Here is a 20,888-nt window from a genome sequence, read left to right on the forward strand (position 1 = left end):
CGGCAACATCGAGCCCGCCAGATTCCCCAGGTGCTTGATGCCGTTGATGTAGGGCAGCGCCGAGGTGATGAGGATGCGGGCCATGATCGTCCAGGAGTTCGGGGAAGCGCAGGGATATAGAGAGCGGAAGCGGCGACGTCACCTCTCCCTCCCCTTCATGGGGAGGGACGATCGCGTAGCGATCAGGGTGGGGCCCGAAGGGGCCTGGGCGAGGTTCTAACTTCCCCACCCCGGCTGCGCTACGCTTCGCCGCCCCTCCCCATGAAGGGGAGGGAGAATTCTAAGGCAGCCGCCGCGCCACCCGGACGAACCGCCCGGTCAGCAGGACAGAAGACGCCAGGCTGGCGATCACGATCGCCCAGACCAGACCGTCGACGCCCATCCGGTGCGCCAGCACCCAGCCCAGCGGCATCATCACCGCGCCATAAGCCACGAAATGCATGATCGTGGGCCACCAGACGTCGCCCGCCGCCCGGTTCGCCTGGGCCGCCACCACCTGGATTCCGTCCGCGACGAAGAACAGGGTCGCCAGCACCAGAGCCGGCGCGGCGATGGCCAGCAGGACCGGATCGCGATTGTAGGCGCCTACGATCAGATGCGCGCTGGGCCAGACCAGCAGGGCGACGATGAAGGTCATCGCCGTCACGACGCTCAAGCCCACCAGACCGGCCCTCAACACCCCTCGCCCGTCGCCGGCCCCATAGCTGCGGCCCACCAGCACCGCCGTCGCCGACGAGAGGCCCATGGGCAACATGAAGACGATGGCCGAGACATTCAGCACCACGGCCCAGGCCGCCGTCTCCGCCGTTCCGATCTGGCCGGCGAAGAAGGTGAAGCCGGAAAAGGCCCCGACCTCGATGAAATAGGATGCGCCCGCGCCCAGGCCGACCTTGACCTGTTCGCGCGCCGCCTTGGGATCTCGCTCGGGCTTGTCGAAGATGCCCAGCGACCGCGCCTCGGGCAGGCGCAGGATATAGACCACCAGGAAGATCGCCAGCGCCGCCCGCGCCCCGAACGTCGCCCAGGCCGAGGCGAAGGCGCCGTCGAAGCCGATGCCCAACAGGTCCGGCACCAGCACGATATTGAGCGCCAGATTGACCCCGTTGGCCACCCACATGGCGACCATGCCGGGCTTGGGCCGCCCCAGGGCCTCCAGGAAGAACTGCCCGGTCACCGAGATCAGATAGAAGGGCATGGACAGGGCGAAGACGACCAGGGCCGGTCCCGCCCCCTCGGCCAGACCGTCGTCCAGCCCCATCTGACCCAGCCCCCAGGGGCCGACGGCGATGAGGGCGATCATCGAGACCACGCCGATCTGAAGCGAATAGGTCATGCCCCGACGCAGCACCGAGCCGACGGCGTGCCGACGCCCCTCGCCCAGCATCCGCGCCGTCATCACTTGCACGCCCAGCATCAGCCCGACCGCCGTCGTCACCACGATCGAGGTCGGCGCCCAGGCCAGGGAGTGGAAGGCCAATTCCTGGCTCGAAAACCGCCCGACCACGATGGCGTCGGTCAGGCCCATGGTCATGATTCCCAGGCGCGACAGGATCACCGGCCAAGCCAGGTTGAGCAGGTCTCGGAAGGCGGTACGGGTCTGGGGGCTGAGCGCGATCATCGGAGGCGGCACAGGCCACGCGGACCCGTCGCGGTCAACACCCAAAAACTCTGTGGGTTCAGCCTACCAGGCGCCCAGTTCGCGCAGTTGCCGCACCAGTTCCTCCGGCGCCTCGCCCGCATCCAGCTCGGTCAGATCGACCGGCGCATCCTTGGGCTCGAAATAGCGCCACCCCTGAAACGGCCGCCGCGCCATCGGCGCCGTGCGAATGACCTTGGGCGCCAGAGTGATCTCGCAGCGGCTCTGCTTTCCTTCGCCTAGGGTGGCGATGTCCAGCACGGGCTGGCGGCAGACGATCGTCCCCTTCACCACCCAATACAGCGACCCGCCGTCCTCGACCTCGGGCGCGCGTTTCGGCGTCATTCGGGTGTGGACCACCAACGGCCCGCCCCTGCCCGCGCGGGCCTCCAGCCATTCGACGTCGGGGACCCCGACGCCCAGTTTGATCATATGAAGCGGCATGGCGCCCACGTAGTCGCCCTTAGGCGCATTGGCCAGATTCTTAATCTACACGGCGCTAAGGATGATCGCGCGCCGCCTGCCCGCGTCAGGTGCGACCTAGGACCAGTATGTACGGATTGATTACCCGCCTGACGGCCTATCCTGGCCGCCGCGACGAACTTGCGCTTCTGCTCATGGACCCGGCTGTCAGAAAGCCGGGATGTCATTCCTACATCGTCGCACACGATCTGAGCGACGCCGATGTTCTCTGGGTCACTGAGGTCTGGGTCAATCAACCGACCCATCAGTCGTGGAGCAAGGACCTGCGTGACAGCGGCCTATGGCGGCCCATCCACGGCCTGATGGCCAAGATGGACGATTCGATCCTGACCCGGCCTCTGGGCGGCATCGGGCTTTAGTCGGACGGCGTCGCCAAGGCGGCCGCCACTTCAGCCATTGTTGCTTGAGCGAATGTCGCTGTCGGCGCCAAGCCTTCGATCATGCAGCGGGCGCCGTGGTCTTCGGTCATCTGTGTCCGCGTCGCCTGGTCGAGACCCGACCGATAGGCGACCAGCACCTTATCCCACCGTTCGATCTGTCCCCGCCCGGCGACCTTGCCCATGAAATAGGACATCGTGGAAAGGATGGACTGGTTCTGCGCCTCGTCGTCGCCGATTCCTTCCATCAACATAACGACGCATTGCATATCTGCGAGATCGTCAGGTCCGACAAGCACGGTCTGTTTGCCTGGTTCGCCCATCAGACTTGCAGTCAGAGCGATTGCCGCCAGCCCAGCCAAAACCACTGTCATGCCTCAGCCTTGATGCGCGCCAGTTCAGCGCCGTCTGCGACCTGATCTCCGACGGCGCCGACGCTCTCGACGATCCCGTCGAAGGGCGCCGTCAGGGCGTGCTCCATCTTCATGGCCTCCAGCACCACGACCGGCTGGCCCTTGGTCACTGCGTCTCCGGCCTTGACCGGCGTGGCGACGATCTTGCCCGGCATGGGCGCCCGAAGGGAACCGTCGGACACGGTGCCGGCGCCTGACCCCACGGCCGCGCGATAGGGCGTCACGCGACGCGCCTCGCCGTCTACGAACAGGACGAAGCCGTCATCGACGGCCTGATAGCCGAATAGGCGATCTCCGGCCTGGACCTGGTCGAAGCCGACATGGGCCAGTTCGCCCAGCGGACCGCGCCAGCCCGTCTCGACCGGCGTCACCGCCGCAGACACGCCCTGTCCATCGACCTGGGCCCAGACCGTCGTCTGCGACGACGCATTGAGGCGCACGCCATAGGACAAGCCCGGTTGCCCGCCCCAGGGGCTGAACCGATCCGAACGCACCTCGACTGCATCCGCCGCCGCTTCCGCGATCAGGGTCAGGGCCGCCAGCGTCGCTTCGTCGGACGGTTGCGGCTGCAACGCCGCCTCCTCCGCCGCGATGAAGCCCGTGTCCACGTCGCCCGCCACGAAACGGGGATGGTCCAGGCAGCGTTTCAGAAAGCCCGCGTTGGCCTTGACCGGCCAGACCTCGACCTCGCCGGCCGCCTCGGCCAGCCGCGCCGCAGCTTCCTCGCGCGTGTCCTCGTGCACGATCAGCTTGGCGATCATCGGATCGTAGAACTGGCTGACCTCGCCGCCCTGCTCCACGCCAGTATCGACCCGAATCCCGTCCGGCATGACGAAATGCTCCAGCCGACCGATCGAGGGCAGGAAACCGTTCGCCGGATCCTCGGCATAGAGGCGCGCCTCCATGGCCCAGCCTTTCAGCTGGATCTGATCCTGCTTCAGCGGGATCGGCTCGCCCGCTGCGACGCGGAACTGCCATTCGACCAGATCGACGCCGGTCACGCTCTCGGTCACCGGGTGTTCGACCTGCAGCCGGGTGTTCATCTCCATGAACCAGATGCCGTCGGCCTTCAGCCCGTCAGAGGCGTCGGCGATGAATTCGATGGTGCCGGCCCCGACATAGCTGACCGCCTTGGCCGCCTTGATCGCCGCGCCCGTCACGGCGGCGCGCACGGCCTCGCTCATGCCCGGCGCCGGCGCCTCTTCGATCACCTTCTGGTGGCGGCGTTGCAGCGAACAGTCGCGCTCATACAGGTGGACGACATCGCCGTGCTTGTCGCCAAACACCTGAACCTCAATGTGGCGCGGACGGGTGATATAGCGTTCGATCAGAACACGGTCGTCGCCGAAGGCCGCCGCCCCTTCGCGCTTGGCGCTGGCCAGACCGGCGGCGAAGTCGGCCGGGTCATCGACCCGTTTCATCCCCTTGCCCCCGCCGCCCGCGACCGCCTTGATCAGCACCGGATAGCCGATGCGCGCTGCCTCGGCGGTCAAGGTCTCTTCCGACTGGTCCGCGCCCTGATAGCCCGGCGTCACCGGCACCCCGGCCTGGATCATCAATTCCTTGGCCGCATCCTTCAGCCCCATGGCGCGAATTGAGGCCGGGTCCGGCCCGATCCAGATCAGGCCCGCCGCCGCCACAGCCTCGGCGAAGTCGGCGTTCTCGCTCAGGAAGCCATAGCCGGGGTGGATCGCCTCCGCCCCCGTCGCCCTGGCCGCCGCCAGCACCTTGGCGCCGTCCAGATAGCTCTCGCGCGCCGCTGCCGGTCCGATCAGCACCGCCTCGTCGGCCTCGCGCACATGCAGGGCGTCGGCGTCGGCTTCGGAATAGACGGCGATGGTGCGTAATCCCATCCGCTTGGCGGTACGGAAGACTCGGCAGGCGATTTCGCCGCGATTGGCGACAAGGACGGACTTGAACATGACGCGTTCTTAGCGAGGCGCGGCGGCTGTGTCTTCACCTCCCCGTCGGCGAAGGCCGACGGGGAGGACAGATCGCGCAGCGATCAGGAGGGGGCGACTCGGTCTGCGACAGACCTGCGCCTTCACCACCGCCTCGCCCCCTCCTGGCGACCTACGGCCGCCGGTCCTCCCCGTTCGCCTTCGCGAACAGGGAGGTGAAGTTTCCCTTGCCTTCCGCTATCTCCCTCCCATGTCTCTGCGCCCCCTCTTCGTCACCCAGGTCTATGAAGCCAGCCTCGCCGACGGCCGGGGCTGGCCCGAGTTCAACGAACAGCTGATCGACGTCATCCGCATGATGGCCGAGGAGGATGCGGCGGGTCGCCAATGGTGCAAGGCCAACGCCTATCGGGGCTACACCTCCTACGGCTCGCTGAACGACCTGCCGCAGCGATTCCCCGAGTTCGCCGAGCTGAAACGCCACCTGGATCGCCACGCCGTCGCCTACGCCAAGGCGCTGAACTTCGACTTGGCGAGAAAGCCGCGCCTGGACAATCTGTGGGTCAATATCCTCAAGCCCGGCGGCGGCCATACCGGCCATATCCACCCGCACGCCTTCTTGTCGGGCACCGTCTATATCGACATCCCCGACGGGGCCTCGTCGCTGAAGCTGGAGGACCCCCGCCTGCCCTTCATGATGGCTCGTCCCTCGGTGACCGAAGAGGCGTCGGAGGCCGAACGGCCGTTCGTCTATTTGAAGCCACAGGCGGGCACGGTGCTGATGTGGGAAAGCTGGCTGCGGCACGAGGTGCCGACCAACCTGGCCAAGGCCGACCGGATTTCGATCAGCTTCAACTACGCCTGAACAGCCGCCGCTAACGACGACCGTTCAGATTTAGGCAATCAGATCGTCCAGCTGGCCTTGCGCTTTTCCAGGAAGGCCAGCACGCCCTCGCGGCCTTCGTCCGACACGCGGGCGCGGGCGATGCGTTTGGCGGTCTCGTCCAGCAGGCCCGAGTCGATCTTGTGGTGGGCGATGTCGTTGACCAGGCGCTTGGCCTCGCCCATCGCGCCCGGCGCATTGCCGGTCAGGCTGTCGGTCAGCATCGAGATGAACTCGTCCACCGAACCCTCGGGCAGGACCAGGTCGATCAGGCCGGTGTGGGCGGCATAATCGGCGTCGAAGCTGTTTCCGGTCAGGAACAGCTGGCGGGCGCGGCGGGCGCCGATGGCTTCGACGACATAGGGGGCGATGGTCGCGGGGATCAGGCCCAGCTTGACTTCGGAGAAGGCGAAGCGCGCACCCTCGACCGCCACGGCCATGTCGCAGGCGGCGACGATGCCGGCCCCGCCGCCCATGGCGTTGCCCTCGACCACGGCCACCGTCAGGGCCGGAATGTCGTGCAGCGCCTTCAGCATTTTCGCCAGGCCCATGGCGTCGTCGCGGTTGTCGCTCTCGGACCAGCCGGCGGCGTCGCGCATCCAGTTCAGGTCGGCGCCGGCGCTGAAGGTGCCGCCCGCCCCGCGAATGAAGACGGCGCGCACGCGGTCGGCGCCGTGCAGGGTCTCGAACGTCTCGTGCAGCGCGGCGATGGTCGCGGCGTCGAAGGCGTTCTTCTTCTCGGGCCGATTGATGGTGATGAAGACGATGCCGTCGGTGGTCGAATCGATCTGGACCAGGTCGTCGTTCGCGTCAGGCGCGGCATCTGGGACCAGCGGCTGGGCGATGGAATTGATCTCGGCCGCCTCGGCGTCGGTGACGTCCAGGGCGTTCAGGTCGGTGTCGATGGGTTCATTCGCCATGGGGATTTCCTTGCGGGCAGCGATAATTCACATATTGCGCGCCGTCGGCGTAGCTGAAGGTCAGCGTTTCACCGGCGTCGGACAGACTAAGCGTGCGGTTCAGCCGTTCGCTCCCGTCATAGTTCTCATAATCGACCACCAGGTCGATGCGGTCGGGGCCGCGAGCGGTGACCGAGACCACCGCATCCCCATCCTCGTAGTAGGAAATGGTCGTTGCATCGATCACGATACGCCTGTTGCTCTCCACATTGGCGCAGCCGGCGATGTCGTCCTCCCAACGGCCATGGAAGGCGGCTGGAATCTCTTTTTGCGGCGCGGCGTCCCCGGCGGAGGCTGCGACCTGGGCCGCCTGCATCAGAGCGACGGAAAGGGCCAAGTGAATGAAATCCATTCCGGTCACATCCGGAACAGGCCGAACGTCGTCTCGGGGATCGGGGCGTTCAGGCTGGCGCTGATGGCCAAGCCCAGGACGTCGCGCGTCTGGACCGGGTCGATGACGCCGTCGTCCCAGAGGCGGGCGGTGGCGTAATAGGGATTGCCCTCGTCCTCGTACTTCTGACGGATCGGGGCCTTGAAGGCTTCGGCGTCGTCCGCGCTCCAGGTCTCGGCGTCGCGGTGGACCGTGGCCAGGACGCTGGCGGCCTGTTCGCCGCCCATGACGCCGATCCGGCTGTTGGGCCAGGTGAAGAGGAAGCGCGGGGAATAGGCCCGGCCGCACATGCCGTAGTTTCCGGCCCCGAAACTGCCGCCGATCAGGACGGTGAACTTGGGCACCTCGGCGCTGGCGACGGCGGTGACCAGCTTGGCGCCGTCCTTGGCGATGCCGCCCGCCTCGTATTTGCCGCCGACCATGAAGCCCGAGATGTTCTGCAGGAACAGCAGCGGGATCTTGCGCTTGCAGGCCAGCTCGATGAAGTGGGCGCCCTTCTGGGCGCTTTCCGAGAAGATGACGCCGTTGTTGGCCAGGATGGCGACCGGATAGCCCCAGATGCGGGCGAAACCGCACACCAGGGTCGAGCCGTACAGGGTCTTGAACTCGTCGAATTCGGAGCCGTCCACCAGGCGGGCGATGACCTCGCGCACATCATAGGGGGCGCGGACGTCGTCGGGGATCAGGCCGTAAAGCTCAGCCGGATCGAAGGCGGGGGCGCGGGGCTCGCGCACATCCATGTCCACGGCCTTGCTGGTGTTCAGATTGGCGACGATGGACCGCACGATCTCCAGCGCATGCTCGTCGTTCTCGGCCACATGATCGACCACGCCCGAGCGACGGCCGTGCGTTTCGGCTCCACCCAGTTCCTCGGCGGAGATGACCTCGCCGGTGGCGGCCTTCACCAGGGGCGGACCGGCCAGGAAGATGGCGCCCTGGTTCCTGACGATGATCGTCTCGTCCGACATGGCCGGCACATAGGCGCCGCCGGCGGTGGACAGGCCCATGACGCAGGCGATCTGGGCGATGCCCTTGGCGCTCATCCGGGCCTGGTTGAAGAAGATGCGGCCGAAATGGTCGCGATCGGGAAAGACCTCGGCCTGGTGCGGCAGGTTGGCCCCGCCGGAATCGACCAGATAGACGCACGGCAGGCGGTTCTGCTCTGCGATCTCCTGGGCGCGCAGGTGCTTCTTCACCGTCATGGGGAAGTAGGCGCCGCCCTTCACCGTGGGGTCGTTGCAGACGATCATCACCTCGCGGCCCGAGACCCGGCCGATGCCGGCGATGACGCCGGCGGCCGGGGCCTCGCCGTCATACATGCCGTGGGCGGCCAGCTGACCGACCTCCAGGAAGGGCGATCCGGGGTCCAGCAGCCGTTCGACCCGATCACGCGGCAACAGCTTGCCGCGGGCCACATGGCGCTCGCGCGACTTGTCGGACCCGCCACGCGCGGCCTTGGCCACATGGTCGCGCAGTTCGGCGACCAGGGCGCTGTTGTGCGCATGCAGGGACTTGTATCTGGGGCTTTGCGGATCGACCGCTGACGTCAGCTTCGGCATGGTGTTGGTTTAGGCGGGGTCGCGAGGCGTCACAAGCGCCTGCCGTCATCCTTGCCTCCCCGCCCCTTTTCCCCTATAGGCCCCGCCTTTCCAGGGCTTCGGTCCTGTCGCGGAACACCAAAGGGTTGGACGTTCGGTCCGGCCGCCGCGCCAGGAGCCATCGTGGGGATCGACTTACCCGGTCGTTTCCACGCCGACGCCCACAAGGGAGAATACCGCATGGCTCTTTACGAGCACACGGTCATGTCGCGCCAGGATATCTCGGCGCAACAGGCCGAAGCGCTGAACGACACCATCAAGGGCTTGATCGAACAAGGCGGCGGTTCCGTCGCCAAGATCGAGTACTGGGGTCTGCGCAACCTGACGTACCGCGTGAAGAAGAACCGCAAGGCTCACTATTCGCTGCTCGCCGTCGATTGCCCCCCGGCCGCCATGGCCGAGGTCGAGCGTCAGTTGTCGATCAACGAAGACGTGCTGCGTTGGCTGACCGTCCGCGTCGAGGAACTCGACTTGGAACTGTCGCCGCTGCTGGCCCGCCGCGAGCGTGAACGCGAGCGTGAGCGCGAGCGCACCCCGCGCGAAGACGCCGCCGCCGACGCCGAATAAGGAACCCGGAACATGACCGATACAACCGCCCCCACCCCGGGCGCACCGGCGGGCTCCGGCGCCGCCGGCCGCCGCCCCTTCTATCGTCGCCGCAAGGTCTGCCCGTTCTCGGGCGCCAATGCGCCGAAGATCGACTACAAGGACGTGAAGCTGCTGCAGCGTTACGTTTCCGAACGCGGCAAGATCGTGCCTTCGCGCATCACTGCCGTTTCCCAGAAGAAGCAACGCGAACTGGCCAAGGCCATCAAGCGTGCTCGCTATCTGGCCCTCCTGCCTTACGTGGTGAAGTGAGATGAAGGTCGTTCTGCTTGAACGCGTCGAGAATCTCGGCGCCATCGGCGACGTCGTGTCCGTCAAGGACGGCTTCGCCCGTAACTTCCTTCTGCCGCGCGACAAGGCCCGTCGGGCCACCGCCGCGAACCTGAAGGCGTTCGAACTCGACCGCGTCGCCATTGAGCAACGCAACGACAAAAACAAGGCCGATGCACAGAAGGTCGCCGACAAGATCGACGGCCAGACCTACATCATGATCCGTCAGGCCGGTGAAACCGGTCACCTGTACGGTTCGGTCGCAGGCCGCGACGTCGCCGAGGCCATCCAGGCCGAAGGCGGCAAGGTCGAGCGTTCGCAAGTCGTCCTGAACACGGCGATCAAGAACCTGGGCGTCCACGAAGTGCCGGTCCGCCTGCACGCCGAGGTCCGCGCCACGGTCAAGATCAACATCGCCCGTTCGATGGACGAAGCCGAGCGTCAGGCCAAGGGCGAGGACGTGATCCGCAGCCAGTTCGACGATGAGCGCCAGGCCGCCGAGCAATCGGCCCAGGAACTCATCGAAGGCGGCGCCGGTCAACAAGAAGGCTTCGGCGACGAAGCCTGATTGACCCCGGCCTTCGAGCCGGATCGCCAAGACATCGAGGGCGCGTTCCGCAAGGGACGCGCCCTTTTTGCTGCGCGATGCCCGCCGCCCTGTCTATGACAAGTTTACAACAAGCAGCGATCGTTGTTCGTCTGGAATGCGGCTTAGACAAAGAGCTTGCTTGACGCCGCCGCTTTGCGGTCACAGCCTCCAATCACGACCGATTTCGACCCGAACGGCGAAAGATTATTGCGCCTGACAACGAACCGGCCGAGGGGCGACGGCATGGCGGCCTGTCGAACGTCCGCGCACATGGCCGTCGTGCTTTCGTCGGGGATCATCAATGCAAATCGGACACGGCCGTCGGGCCCTGCTGGCCTTCGCTTCCACCAGCGCGCTTTTCATGGCGTCATCCGCCTTCGCTCAAGTCACGCCGCCGCCGACTGACGACACGACCGAAGTGGGCGAGATCATCGTCACCGGCACGCGCACCGTGGGCCGCAGCCGCCTGGACAGCGTCGCGCCCGTGGACGTGATCACCGGCGAGACCCTGGCGAAACAGGGCACGGGCACGGAGCTGGCCGCCGCCCTGGCCGCCACCGCCCCCTCAATCAACTTCCCGCGCCCGGCCATTTCTGACGGATCCGATCACGTCCGCCCGGCGACCCTTCGCGGCCTGGCGCCCGACCAGACCCTGGTGTTGATCAACGGTCAGCGCGGCCACGTCGGCGCCCTGGTCAACGTCAACGGCGCACTGGGACGCGGCTCGACCGCGTTCGACCTGAACACCATCCCGTCGATCAGCCTGGGCTCGGTGGAAGTCCTGCGCGACGGCGCCTCGGCCCAGTACGGCGCCGACGCCATCGCCGGCGTCATCAACCTGCGTCTGCGCGAGGCGTCGAGCGGCGGCGGCATCACCGCCAACTACGGCATCTACGACACCGACTTCACCACCGCGCGCGGCGACCACAGCCGCCGTGACGGCGAACAGACCTCGCTCGCCGGCTGGGTCGGCCTGCCGCTGTTTGGCGATGGCTTCCTGACCCTGTCGGGCGAGGTGCAGAAGCGCCAGCCCACCAACCGCTCCGACTATGCCGCGACCAGCGCCGTCAACGGCGGCAACGCGACCACCGTCATCGGCCGTTTCGGCGACCCCTATACCGAGGCCTACACGGGCTATTTCAACGCCGGCAAGCCGCTAAGCGGCGAATGGGAGGCCTATGCCTTCGGCGGTTATCAGAAACGCAAGTCCGAGGCCGCAGCGACCGCTCGCGCCTTCAACAACTCCAACAATGTCGCGGCCATCTATCCGAACGGCTTCCTGCCGATCATCGCCGCCGACATCACCGACTACAACATCTACGGCGGCGCCAAGGGACCGGCCTGGGGCTTCGACTGGGATCTGTCGGTCGGTTATGGCCGCAACGAACTGGATTACAGCGTCCTCAACTCACTGAACGCCTCCTACGGCGCGGCGTCGCAGACCGAGTTTGACGCCGGCTCGCTCAGCTATGGCCAACTGACCATCGGCATCGACGCGGTGAGACAGGTCGAGGTCAATCTATATGAGCCGTTGAACGTCGCGTTTGGCGTCGAGTATCGCCGCGAGGACTTCAGCGTCTCCGAGGGCGAACCGACCTCCTACAACAAGGGCCCGGTCACAGCAGGCGGCGCCGGCTCGCAAGGCTTCCCCGGTTTCGCGCCGTCCAACGCCGTCGACGTCGATCGCAACAACATCAGCGCCTACATCGATCTGGAGGGCAAGTTCTCGGAGCAATTCACCGTCGGCCTCGCCGGCCGTTACGAAGACTATTCCGACTTCGGCGATCAGTTCACGGGCAAGATCTCCGCACGGTACGACTTCACCGACGCCTTCGCCCTGCGCGGCGCCATCTCGACCGGCTTCAAGTCGCCGGCTCTGCAGCAGCAGTTCTTCAGCTATGTCGCCACCAACCTGGTCGCGACGGGCGCCGGCGTCGTGTTGCAGCAGAACGGATCGTACCGGGTGGATGATCCCATCGCCATCGCCCTGGGATCCAAGCCGCTGGAGCCCGAGACCTCGACCAACTACTCCCTTGGCGCCGTCTTCCGGAACGGAGGCTTCGAGCTGACCGTCGATACCTATCGCATCGATGTAACGGATCGGATCATCTACTCCGAAACTCTTGGCGTCTCCCGCCCCAGTCAGACTGCAGCATCCACTGCGGCGATCCAGACTTTGCTGGCGCCGTTCGGCGTGACCGGCGCTCGGTTCTTCCTGAACGGAGTCGATACGTCCACCAGCGGCGTCGATGTGGTGGCGCGTTACCGCACGCAACAGGACTTCGGCCGCTTCGACTTCACGCTGGCCGGCAACTTCAACTCGACGGAGGTGACAAAGACGCCGGCCGTGCCCAGCAACCTTGCCATCGCCCCGTCCGGCGACTTCCTGTTCGACCGTTCGTCCAGACTGTCGTTCGAACAAGGCACGCCGGAGCAGAAGATCGTCGCCAGCGTCGATTGGTCCTTGGGCGACTTCGGCGCGACCCTGCGCGGCACCAGCTACGACAGCGTGCTGGTCGCCAACAACAACGCCACGCTGGATTACGAGACGGGCGACGCCCTGCTGCTGGATCTGGAGGGACGCTACACCCTGCCCTTCGGCGTCGCGCTGGCGGTGGGGGTCAACAACCTGACCGACGAATATCCGACCGCCACGCCGATCAACATCAATGGCGCGACCGGGTCCGTGGGCTATCCCAGCTACTCGCCCTACGGCTTCAACGGCCGGTTCTTCTATGGTCGCCTCAGCTACAGCTTCTAAGCCGACCGACACATCCAAGGAACCGGGCGCTCTTCGGAGCGCCCCGTTTTGCGTTGCGATAGATTTTCTTCTGCAGAGCCCGTCCGCCAACGAAGGCGCCGATTCGATTCGGCCGATCACCCTGCCCAGCCCCTCGCCGAATCAGACGCATTTCGACGTGATCCATGAGGTTCCTACGGCGAACGGCAACACCATGTTCCCGGGCGACCAGGCGGACTGACTGCCTCTCGCCCAAACGAAAACGGCCCCGGAGAGCGATCTCCGGGGCCGTCATTCGTTTTAGCCTACGCGCATGCGGCCGTTCGCGAGAGCTTATCAGGCGCCCAGCGAGGACGGGTCGACCTTGATGCCCGGGCCCATCGTCGAAGACAGGCTGATGCGCTTCACATAGGTGCCCTTGGCGCCCGACGGCTTGGAACGCACCAAGGCGTCCACGATGGCCTTCACGTTGGCTTCCAGGGCGTCCTGGGTGAACGAGACCTTGCCGATGCCGGCGTGGACGATGCCCGCCTTCTCGACGCGGAACTCGACGGCGCCGCCCTTGGCGTCCTTGACGGCCTGGGCCACGTTCGGGGTCACGGTGCCGACCTTGGGGTTCGGCATCAGGCCGCGCGGGCCCAGCACCTTACCCAGACGGCCGACCAGGGCCATCATGTCCGGCGACGCGATCACGCGGTCGAACTCCATGAAACCGCCGGCGATCTTTTCGTACAAATCTTCGGCGCCGACATGTTCGGCGCCGGCTGCGGTGGCTTCGGCGGCCTTGGCGTCCTTGGCGAAGACGGCGACGCGAACGTCACGGCCCGTACCCGACGGCAGGTTCACCACGCCACGGACCTGTTGGTCGGCGTGACGGGGATCGACGCCCAGGTTGACGGCGATCTCAAGGGATTCGTCGAACTTCGACTTGGCGTTTTCCTTTGCCAGCTTGATGGCGTCGGAGAACGGCAGCAGGTCTTGGCTGACGCCGGTGCGGGCTTTTTGAGCCTTGGTTTGCTTGGCCATGGTTTAGCCCTCCACCACTTCGAGGCCCATCGCGCGGGCGGAGCCTTCGATGATCTTGGTCGCGGCGTCGAGGTCGTTCGCGTTCAGATCTTTCATCTTCTTTTCAGCGATCTCGCGCAGCTGCGAAACCTTGACCGTACCGGCCGTCTCGCGACCGACCAGCTTGGAGCCCGACTTCAGGCCCGTGGCCTGCTTCAGGTACCAGGTCGCCGGCGGCGTCTTGGTCAGGAAGGTGAACGACTTGTCCTGATAGACGGTGATGACGGTCGGAAGCGGGGTGCCCTTGGCTTCCTTCTCGGTGCGCGCGTTGAACTCCTTGCAGAAGCCCATGATGTTCACGCCGCGTTGACCCAGAGCCGGGCCGATCGGGGGCGAAGGCGTGGCCGAACCGGCCGGCACTTGCAGCTTGATATAGCCGAGAATCTTCTTGGCCATTGGTCTCTCCTATGAATGACCCGACGACTGAACGCAGGGCCGGTGAGCCGTGGTGCGGCATGGCTGCCTCCCACGGATTTGACGCTCCACGAACCGAGGCCCGCCGAGCGAAGGCGCGCGTGTAACAGAGGGGGGCTGGAAAGGCAAACGGGGGACGAACGTCATCTCCCCGTCGGCGAAGGCCGATGGGGAGGACAGGCGGCGCGGAGCGACGCCAGGAGGGGGCGACTTGGTCTTTGCCCAGACGCGCTGTCTCACGGCTGCCCGAGTCGCCCCCGCCTGACCGCTACGCGGTCTGTCCTCCCCATGCGCCTCCGCGCATGGGGAGGTAAAACGAAAAAAGCCGCGCCCTTTCGGACGCGGCTTCAAATCTGTGAGGTGCGTAGGCCTCAGCCCGAAACCTTCTCCACCTGGGCGTATTCCAGCTCGACCGGCGTGGCGCGGCCGAAGATGGAGACGGCGACGCGCAGGCGGGCGTGTTCTTCGTCCACGCTCTCGACCGAACCGTCGAAGCTGGCGAACGGGCCGTCGATGACCTTGACCTTCTCGCCGATGTCGAAGCGGATGGTGGGCTTGGGACGTTCGACGCCCTCTTCCACCTGGCCGATGATGTTCTGAACTTCACGTTCCGAGACCGGCAGGGGCTTGGTGCCGCCCGCGGCGCCCAGGAAGCCGGTGACCTTCGGGGTGTTCTTGACCAGGTGATAGGCCTGGTCCGTCATTTCCATCTTCACCAGCACATAGCCGGGGAAGAATTTGCGTTCCGAGTTCACCTTGCGGCCGCGACGGATCTCGACGACGTCCTCGGTCGGAACCAGGATTTCGGAGAAGGCGTCTTCCAGACCCTGCTGCTTGGCCTGGTCACGAATCTGCTCGGCGACCTTCTTCTCGAAGTTCGAGTAGGCGTTGACGATATACCACTTGTGGCGCGGATTGGCGGGCTTTGCGGGCGCTGCATCGGTCATGGGCGCGTCTTTCTCAGGATCCGAGAGCGATGATGTAGCGGAAGGCGAAGCCCAGGCCGGTGTCCACGATCCAGAAGAAGATCGCGGCGATGATCACCATGATGAAGACCATCACCGAGGTGATCCAGGTCTCCTTGCGGCTGGGCCAGACGATCTTGCGGCCCTCGGCGCGAACCTGGCTGAAGAACTGGCCGGGGCTGGTGCGGGGCTTCTTGGGCTCGGGCGAATCGACCGTGATGGCGGCGGCGCCGGCCGCCTGGGGCTTGGCGCCCATCTGGGGCTTTGCGCTGCCCTGAGGCCGCTTGCCGGGAGTTTTGGCCTTGGCCATCAGTTGCTCTTCACACAATTGTTCCTGTCGCCCCAGATGGGAAGTCCCATCCGGAAGCGACAGGGGGGATTGGCAGGAGTTGGGGGACTCGAACCCACGACCCCCGGTTTTGGAGACCGGTGCTCTACCAGCTGAGCTAAACTCCTAGACAACCGCTCGAACCCTCAGGTCCGTGCGTTCGCCAGAGGGGGGCGTATGCCCCACACCGCCCTGCATTTCAAGGGCGATATGACACTTCCACCTAGTCTTCCTGATGCGCGGCGATGGCGTCCCGCTCTTCCTGAGCCTGGATCAGTTCCTTGAAGATCAGCTTGTCGATGCGACGGTCGTCCATGTCGACGACCTCGACCTCGAATCGGCCGACCTGGACCACTTCACCCTCGTCCGGCACGCGCGACAGCTGGTGCAGAATCAGGCCGGCGACGGTGTGGTAGCCCTCGTGATCGCCGAAATCCTCCCCCAGCTTGTCAGCCAGTTCGTCCAGGTGCGTCTGACCATCGACCAGCCAGCTGCCGTCGGCGCGCTGATGGATCCAGGCCTGTTCCTCGTCGTGACCCTCATTGAAGTCGCCGGCGATCATTTCCAGGATGTCGGTCGCCGTCACCACGCCTTCAAAGGCGCCGTATTCGTCGACGATGAAGGCCATGTGGACCTTGGATCCCTTCAGGATCTCTAGCGCCTTCAGCACCGAGGTCGATTGCGGGATGAAGGCCGGTTCCGCGACCAGGGGCTCGATGTCGAACTTGCCGTGTGTCAGCAGGCTGTCCAGCAGATCCTTCTTGTGGACCACACCCAGCGGATTATCGACATCGCTCTCACGCGCCACCACGATCCGCGAATAGGGGCAGGTGCGAATCTCTTCGCGCAGGATTTCCTCGGGATCGTCCAGCGCGATCCAGAAGACGTCGTGGCGCGGCGTCATGGCCACCCGCACAGCGCGGTCGCCCAGGCGCAGGATTTCCTCGATCATCACCTGTTCTTCGGGCTCGATCAGGCCGGCCGAGGTGCCTTCCGCCAGGATGGTCGCCACCTCTTCCTGGGTCACGTCCGAACCGTCGCGGTCCTTGACGCCCAGCAGCTTCAGAATGCCCGAGGTCGAGGCGGTCAGCAGCAGCACGAACGGCTTCAGCACGATCGCCATCTTCGAGATCGGCCCCGCCATCTTGGACGCCACGGCTTCCGGGAAGATCAGGGCGATCCGTTTGGGCACCAGTTCGCCGACGATCAGCGAGACATAGGTGATGCACACGACCACCAGGGCCGTGGCGAAGACTTCGGTGTATCGCGCCAGCGCCGGGAAACTGACTTCCAGAATACGATCCAGCTCACCCGCGATGGTCGCCTGACCATAGGCGCCGGCCAGAATGCCGATAAGGGTGATGCCGACCTGAACGGCGGACAGGAACTGAGTCGGTTCTTCCGACAGCTTCAGCGCCGCCCGGGCCCCCCGGTCTCCCCGTTCCGCTCTCGCCTGGAGTTTGGATTTCCGCGAGGAGACGACCGCCAATTCAGTCATGGCGAACAAGCCGTTAAGCACCACGAGGAGCAGAACGACGACAATAGCGATGAGTAACATCTAGGGGGGTGTGGGGACCGACGCGGCGCAACATCCGGCGTCCGCATCGCTACATTAGGGCAGGATCGCGTCCAGCGCTACGTTTTCCTTTGAGCCTCAGCCCGCCCGTCCCGCATCGACCGAACCATAGGCCCCCGAAACCGGCCGACCGTCGGCGTCATACTGGGTCGCGCAGGCGCTCATGCCCAGAACAGTGCCGATGAAAAGACCCAGGCGAATGGCGCGTCGCATTTGGTTACCGAAAAGTTAACGTCCGTCTCGAACGTAGACTTCGGTTTGCGGTTGCAGACAACCCCGCTCGCCTTGGACGCGAACGGCGCGTGAATCAAAAAGGGGACGCCTCGCGGCGTCCCCTTTGTCGTATCTGGCGAAGCCCGCCCGATCAGACCTTGATCGGCAGGGCCGTGCGGATGTGGACGTCCTTCAGCTGGCGTTCTTCCGCCTCGGTCGGGGCGTTCATCAGCAGGTCTTCGCCCTGCTGGTTCAGCGGGAAGGCGATGACCTCGCGAATGGCGGTCTCGCCGGCCAGCAGCATGACGATCCGGTCGATGCCGGGGGCCAGGCCGCCGTGCGGCGGCGCGCCATAGCGGAAGGCGTTCAGCATGCCGCCGAACTGTTCCTCGACCACCGAGGCGTCGTAGCCGGCGATGGAAAAGGCCTTCAGCATGATCTCGGCCTTGTGGTTCCGGATCGCGCCCGAGCACAGCTCATAGCCGTTGCAGACGATGTCGTACTGATAGGCGCGGATGGTCAGCGGATCCTGGGTCTCCAGCGCCTCCAGCCCGCCCTGCGGCATCGAGAAGGGGTTGTGGCTGAAATCGACCTTCTTCTCTTCTTCCGACCACTCGAACATGGGGAAGTCGACGATCCAGCAGAACTTGAACTGGTTCTCGTCGATCAGCTTCAGCTCCGTGCCCACGCGGGTGCGGGCCAGGCCGGCGAACTTGGCGAAGGCGGCCGGATCACCAGCGGTGAAGAAGGCGGCGTCGCCCTTGCCCAGGCCCAGCGAAGCCATCAGGGCCTCGGTCGGCTCCTGACCCAGGTTCTTGGCGATGGGGCCGCCCCAGGCCTGCTGATCGTCCGACCAGAAGATGTAGCCCAAGCCCGGCTGGCCCTCGCCCTGCGCCCACGAGTTCATGCGGTCGCAGAAGGCGCGCGAACCGCCCGTCGGGGCCGGGATGGCCCAGACGGCGTTCTTGGCGTCAGCGCTCAGGATCTTGGCGAACAGGCCGAAACCGCCGTCGCGGAACTGGTCCGAGACGTCCTGCATCTTGATCGGGTTGCGCAGGTCCGGCTTGTCCGACCCGTACCAGGCCATCGACTGGGCGTAGGTCAGGCGCTCGAAGCCCTTGTGCTCGAACGTCTCGCCGAAGTCGTTGGTGAAGGTGTGGACGCCGTCGATCGGCGAGACCGGCTTGCCCTCGCCGAACTCCTCGAACACGCCGTGCATCAGCGGTTCGATGGCGGCGAAGACGTCTTCCTGGGTCACGAAGCTCATCTCGACGTCGAGCTGGTAGAATTCCAGCGAACGGTCGGCGCGCAGGTCTTCGTCGCGGAAGCACGGGGCGATCTGGAAATAGCGGTCGAAGCCCGAGACCATAAGCAGCTGCTTGAACTGCTGAGGCGCCTGCGGCAGCGCGTAGAACTTGCCGGGGTGCAGACGCGACGGCACCAGGAAGTCGCGCGCGCCTTCCGGCGACGAGGCGGTCAGGATCGGCGTCTGGTACTCCAGGAAGCCCTGGGCGACCATGCGCTGGCGGATCGAGGAGATGACCCTTGAGCGCAGCACGATGTTCTTGTGCAGACGCTCGCGACGCAGATCGAGGAAGCGGTTGGCGAGGCGGATGTCCTCCGGATACTCCTGATCGCCGAAGACCGGCATCGGCAGTTCGGCGGCTTCCGACAGAACTTCGACGCCCTGGACGCGGACTTCGATCTCGCCCGTCGGCAGGTTGGGGTTCACGACGCCGGCGTCACGGGCCACGACCTCGCCGTCGATCTTGATCACGCTCTCGGCGCGCAGACGCTCGACGGCGGCGAAGCCCGGTGTTTCGGGGTGCAGCACCAGCTGCGTCAGGCCGTAGTGGTCGCGCAGGTCGATGAACAGCAGGCCGCCGTGGTCGCGCTTCCTGTGCACCCAGCCGGACAGGCGGACGGTGGAACCAGCGTCGGAGGCGCGCAGGGCGCCGCAGGTATGGGAACGATAGGCGTGCATGGAACAGACCGTCTGGAGACTTTGGCGGTGGAATCTGACGCCATCGGCGCCCGAAATCGAAGCGGCGTAGGGCGCATCATCGCCCCGGAAAGTCAAGGTTTCAGGCTTGCCAGACCAATGCATATGGCCAACTCATGCTGACGACATCTGCGCTGGAGTTGAATGATGCCGCCTCGTCTCCTCGTTCGTTGGTTCAGGACTTTGCTTGCCTCGGCCGCCTGTCTCGCGCTCGCGCCCCTGTCCGCTCACGCTGAAGAAGAAGAAGCGCTTGCCGGTCGGTGGATGTGGTCGGTTGAGGGTCGCCCGGTCGTGGTGTTGGAGATCGGCACTGACGACCGACCATCCAGCCTGACCACACCCGAGCAGATCACTCAAACGCTCGATGGCTCCGTCCTGCAGGTGGCTGGTCCTGTTCAAACTCATTCACTCGATGTCAGACCTATAGGTGCGAACGCACTTGAACTGGTCGAGCCGTCGCGAGGCCGCACCTATGTCTTGCGTCTGGTTTCTTCGGGATCGGCGTTGCTGAGCTATCCAAATGCGCCCATTCCGCCGATGGCCTTTCACCGCATTTATGATCCGAACATTGTGATGACGGACTGGGGTGGAGATCGCGCCTATGAACGGCTCGTGGTTCTAGACCGAAGCGTCTCGAATCCCGAACTGCTTGCCCTTTTCGAGGCCGATCAGGCGCCGCGTCAGCAGGCCGTGTCTCTCGCCGATGACGTCGAACGCGACGACCGCCAACGCCGCGTCCGCGTGCGTCAGATGCTGGACGAAGGATTGGTGCAAAGCGGAGACGACTATCTGCATGCTGCCTTCATTTTTCAGCATGGCGACAAGCCCAATGACTTTCTTCTCGCCCACGCATTGGCGACGACCGCTGTCGCAAAGGGAAGCCGCAACGCCGCCGGAATGGCGGCCCAGACCCTTGACCGGTACCTTCAATCCATCGGCAAGCCGCAAATCTACGGCACGCAGTTTCAGATCCCAAATGACTGCGCGCCCGTGACCCAAGGCGATTTCGACCAGGCTTTGATTCCCGACAGCGCGCGTGAGGCTCTCGCCGTACCGCCTCTTGCCGGGCAGCAGGAACAACGCCAGTTCTACGCCCAACAAAGACGCGACTGCCCGCCGGCCGCTTCGCAGTAGGATGCCTCATATGTTCATCGTCACCATCACCTACACCCAGCCGATCGAAGCCATCGAGGCGCGGACGGTCGAGCATCGCGAGTGGTTGGATCAGCATGTGGCCAGCGGCCTGATCATCGCCGCCGGACCGATGGTTCCGCGCACCGGCGGCATCCTGGTGGTGCGCAGCGGGGAGACGAAAGAGGAGCTGGAGGCCCTGCTGAAGGCCGATCCGTTCCAGATCCACGGCCTGGCCAACTATCAGGTCACCGAGTTCAAGGCGGGCAAGTTGAACCCCGCCCTGGCCGAATTCGCCTGATTCCATCCACAGGGGCGAGGTTCGCTCCCCGGAACCAACAGAGCGTGCCT

The 20,888-nt window shown here is 65.3% G+C and carries 23 protein-coding genes and 1 tRNA gene; 8 read left to right on the forward strand and 16 right to left on the reverse strand.

From position 1 onward, the window contains the following. The 3 genes from ACK4MH_RS04575 to ACK4MH_RS04585 form a co-directional block, all read right to left on the reverse strand. Positions 1–84 (reverse strand): class I tRNA ligase family protein (locus ACK4MH_RS04575; protein WP_409715921.1); only part of this gene is annotated, 84 nt, incomplete at its 3' end. 196 nt (positions 85–280) lie between these two features. Then, positions 281–1,618 (reverse strand): MATE family efflux transporter, encoded by a 1,338-nt coding sequence (locus tag ACK4MH_RS04580; protein ID WP_409715390.1) that lies wholly within the window; start codon positions 1,616–1,618, stop codon positions 281–283. A 63-nt stretch (positions 1,619–1,681) separates the two neighbouring features. After that, positions 1,682–2,080 (reverse strand): DUF1489 family protein, encoded by a 399-nt coding sequence (locus ACK4MH_RS04585; protein WP_409715393.1) that lies wholly within the window; start codon positions 2,078–2,080, stop codon positions 1,682–1,684. Positions 2,081–2,187: 107 nt separating this feature from the next. On the opposite strand from ACK4MH_RS04585, the gene ACK4MH_RS04590 reads away from it, so the two are divergent. Next, positions 2,188–2,478, forward strand: a complete 291-nt coding sequence (locus ACK4MH_RS04590; protein WP_409715396.1) for a putative quinol monooxygenase — start codon at positions 2,188–2,190, stop codon at positions 2,476–2,478. On the opposite strand, the gene ACK4MH_RS04595 is transcribed toward ACK4MH_RS04590, so the two are convergent. Together ACK4MH_RS04595 and ACK4MH_RS04600 are read right to left on the reverse strand one after the other, a co-directional pair. Continuing rightward, entirely contained in the window at positions 2,475–2,870 is a 396-nt protein-coding gene (locus ACK4MH_RS04595; protein WP_409715399.1) for a hypothetical protein, read from the reverse strand. The two genes, ACK4MH_RS04590 and ACK4MH_RS04595, sit on opposite strands and share 4 nt — an antisense overlap. Next, a complete protein-coding gene (locus tag ACK4MH_RS04600) occupies positions 2,867–4,831 on the reverse strand; it encodes an acetyl/propionyl/methylcrotonyl-CoA carboxylase subunit alpha (RefSeq protein ID WP_409715402.1) in 1,965 nt (654 codons plus the stop codon). The genes ACK4MH_RS04595 and ACK4MH_RS04600 overlap by 4 nt, the downstream gene beginning before the upstream one ends. A gap of 229 nt (positions 4,832–5,060) precedes the next feature. On the opposite strand from ACK4MH_RS04600, the gene ACK4MH_RS04605 reads away from it, so the two are divergent. After that, positions 5,061–5,672 (forward strand): TIGR02466 family protein, encoded by a 612-nt coding sequence (locus ACK4MH_RS04605; RefSeq protein WP_409715405.1) that lies wholly within the window; start codon positions 5,061–5,063, stop codon positions 5,670–5,672. 38 nt (positions 5,673–5,710) lie between these two features. Here ACK4MH_RS04605 and ACK4MH_RS04610 read toward each other — a convergent pair whose 3' ends face one another. Genes ACK4MH_RS04610 through ACK4MH_RS04620 form a run of 3 tightly spaced genes read right to left on the reverse strand, consistent with a single transcriptional unit; the run spans position 5,711 to position 8,599 of the window. Then, entirely contained in the window at positions 5,711–6,610 is a 900-nt protein-coding gene (locus tag ACK4MH_RS04610) for an enoyl-CoA hydratase-related protein (RefSeq protein WP_409715408.1), read from the reverse strand. Beyond that, positions 6,600–6,986, reverse strand: a complete 387-nt coding sequence (locus ACK4MH_RS04615) for a hypothetical protein (protein WP_409715411.1) — start codon at positions 6,984–6,986, stop codon at positions 6,600–6,602. The genes ACK4MH_RS04610 and ACK4MH_RS04615 overlap by 11 nt, the downstream gene beginning before the upstream one ends. A 20-nt stretch (positions 6,987–7,006) precedes the next feature. Further along, positions 7,007–8,599: a carboxyl transferase domain-containing protein gene (locus tag ACK4MH_RS04620; protein ID WP_409715414.1), complete on the reverse strand. Its 1,593-nt coding sequence runs from the start codon at positions 8,597–8,599 to the stop codon at positions 7,007–7,009. Positions 8,600–8,818: 219 nt separating this feature from the next. Between ACK4MH_RS04620 and rpsF the strand changes: the two genes are divergently transcribed. The 4 genes from rpsF (at position 8,819) to ACK4MH_RS04640 (ending at position 12,864) form a co-directional block, all read left to right on the forward strand. Further along, positions 8,819–9,205, forward strand: coding sequence for a 30S ribosomal protein S6 (rpsF, locus tag ACK4MH_RS04625; protein ID WP_135193337.1), 387 nt, complete (start codon positions 8,819–8,821; stop codon positions 9,203–9,205). A 12-nt stretch (positions 9,206–9,217) separates the two neighbouring features. Continuing rightward, the gene (gene rpsR / locus ACK4MH_RS04630; RefSeq protein ID WP_008259463.1) at positions 9,218–9,496 is read left to right on the forward strand and encodes a 30S ribosomal protein S18; all 279 of its coding nucleotides are present in this window, start codon (positions 9,218–9,220) and stop codon (positions 9,494–9,496) included. A 1-nt stretch (position 9,497) separates the two neighbouring features. Next, complete coding sequence (gene rplI, locus ACK4MH_RS04635; protein WP_135193070.1) at positions 9,498–10,082, forward strand: 50S ribosomal protein L9; 585 nt, start codon at positions 9,498–9,500, stop codon at positions 10,080–10,082. Between the two features lie 322 nt (positions 10,083–10,404). Then, complete coding sequence (locus tag ACK4MH_RS04640) at positions 10,405–12,864, forward strand: TonB-dependent receptor plug domain-containing protein (RefSeq protein ID WP_409715419.1); 2,460 nt, start codon at positions 10,405–10,407, stop codon at positions 12,862–12,864. 315 nt (positions 12,865–13,179) lie between these two features. Here ACK4MH_RS04640 and rplA read toward each other — a convergent pair whose 3' ends face one another. From rplA to aspS, 8 genes are all read right to left on the reverse strand, one after another. Continuing rightward, positions 13,180–13,869: a 50S ribosomal protein L1 gene (gene rplA / locus ACK4MH_RS04645; RefSeq protein WP_135193052.1), complete on the reverse strand. Its 690-nt coding sequence runs from the start codon at positions 13,867–13,869 to the stop codon at positions 13,180–13,182. 3 nt (positions 13,870–13,872) lie between these two features. Next, positions 13,873–14,304 (reverse strand): 50S ribosomal protein L11, encoded by a 432-nt coding sequence (gene rplK, locus ACK4MH_RS04650; RefSeq protein WP_135193053.1) that lies wholly within the window; start codon positions 14,302–14,304, stop codon positions 13,873–13,875. Positions 14,305–14,693: 389 nt separating this feature from the next. After that, positions 14,694–15,269 (reverse strand): transcription termination/antitermination protein NusG, encoded by a 576-nt coding sequence (gene nusG, locus ACK4MH_RS04655; RefSeq protein WP_159844899.1) that lies wholly within the window; start codon positions 15,267–15,269, stop codon positions 14,694–14,696. A 13-nt stretch (positions 15,270–15,282) separates the two neighbouring features. After that, positions 15,283–15,597: a preprotein translocase subunit SecE gene (gene secE, locus ACK4MH_RS04660; protein WP_135193055.1), complete on the reverse strand. Its 315-nt coding sequence runs from the start codon at positions 15,595–15,597 to the stop codon at positions 15,283–15,285. A 70-nt stretch (positions 15,598–15,667) separates the two neighbouring features. Continuing rightward, positions 15,668–15,743, reverse strand: a tRNA-Trp gene (locus ACK4MH_RS04665). A gap of 95 nt (positions 15,744–15,838) precedes the next feature. Next, positions 15,839–17,173 (reverse strand): hemolysin family protein, encoded by a 1,335-nt coding sequence (locus ACK4MH_RS04670; protein ID WP_409715424.1) that lies wholly within the window; start codon positions 17,171–17,173, stop codon positions 15,839–15,841. Positions 17,174–17,269: 96 nt separating this feature from the next. Further along, on the reverse strand, positions 17,270–17,404 hold the full coding sequence (locus ACK4MH_RS04675; protein ID WP_280643891.1) for a hypothetical protein: 135 nt from the start codon (positions 17,402–17,404) through the stop codon (positions 17,270–17,272). 151 nt (positions 17,405–17,555) lie between these two features. Next, entirely contained in the window at positions 17,556–19,388 is a 1,833-nt protein-coding gene (gene aspS, locus ACK4MH_RS04680; RefSeq protein WP_409715428.1) for an aspartate--tRNA ligase, read from the reverse strand. Between the two features lie 162 nt (positions 19,389–19,550). Between aspS and ACK4MH_RS04685 the strand changes: the two genes are divergently transcribed. Then, the gene (locus ACK4MH_RS04685) at positions 19,551–20,540 is read left to right on the forward strand and encodes a hypothetical protein (protein ID WP_409715431.1); all 990 of its coding nucleotides are present in this window, start codon (positions 19,551–19,553) and stop codon (positions 20,538–20,540) included. A gap of 10 nt (positions 20,541–20,550) precedes the next feature. After that, entirely contained in the window at positions 20,551–20,838 is a 288-nt protein-coding gene (locus ACK4MH_RS04690; RefSeq protein WP_409715434.1) for a YciI family protein, read from the forward strand. The last annotated feature ends 50 nt before the right edge of the window (positions 20,839–20,888 follow it).

This window comes from Brevundimonas sp. (assembly GCF_046295075.1).
Classification (GTDB): Bacteria; Pseudomonadota; Alphaproteobacteria; order Caulobacterales; family Caulobacteraceae; genus Brevundimonas.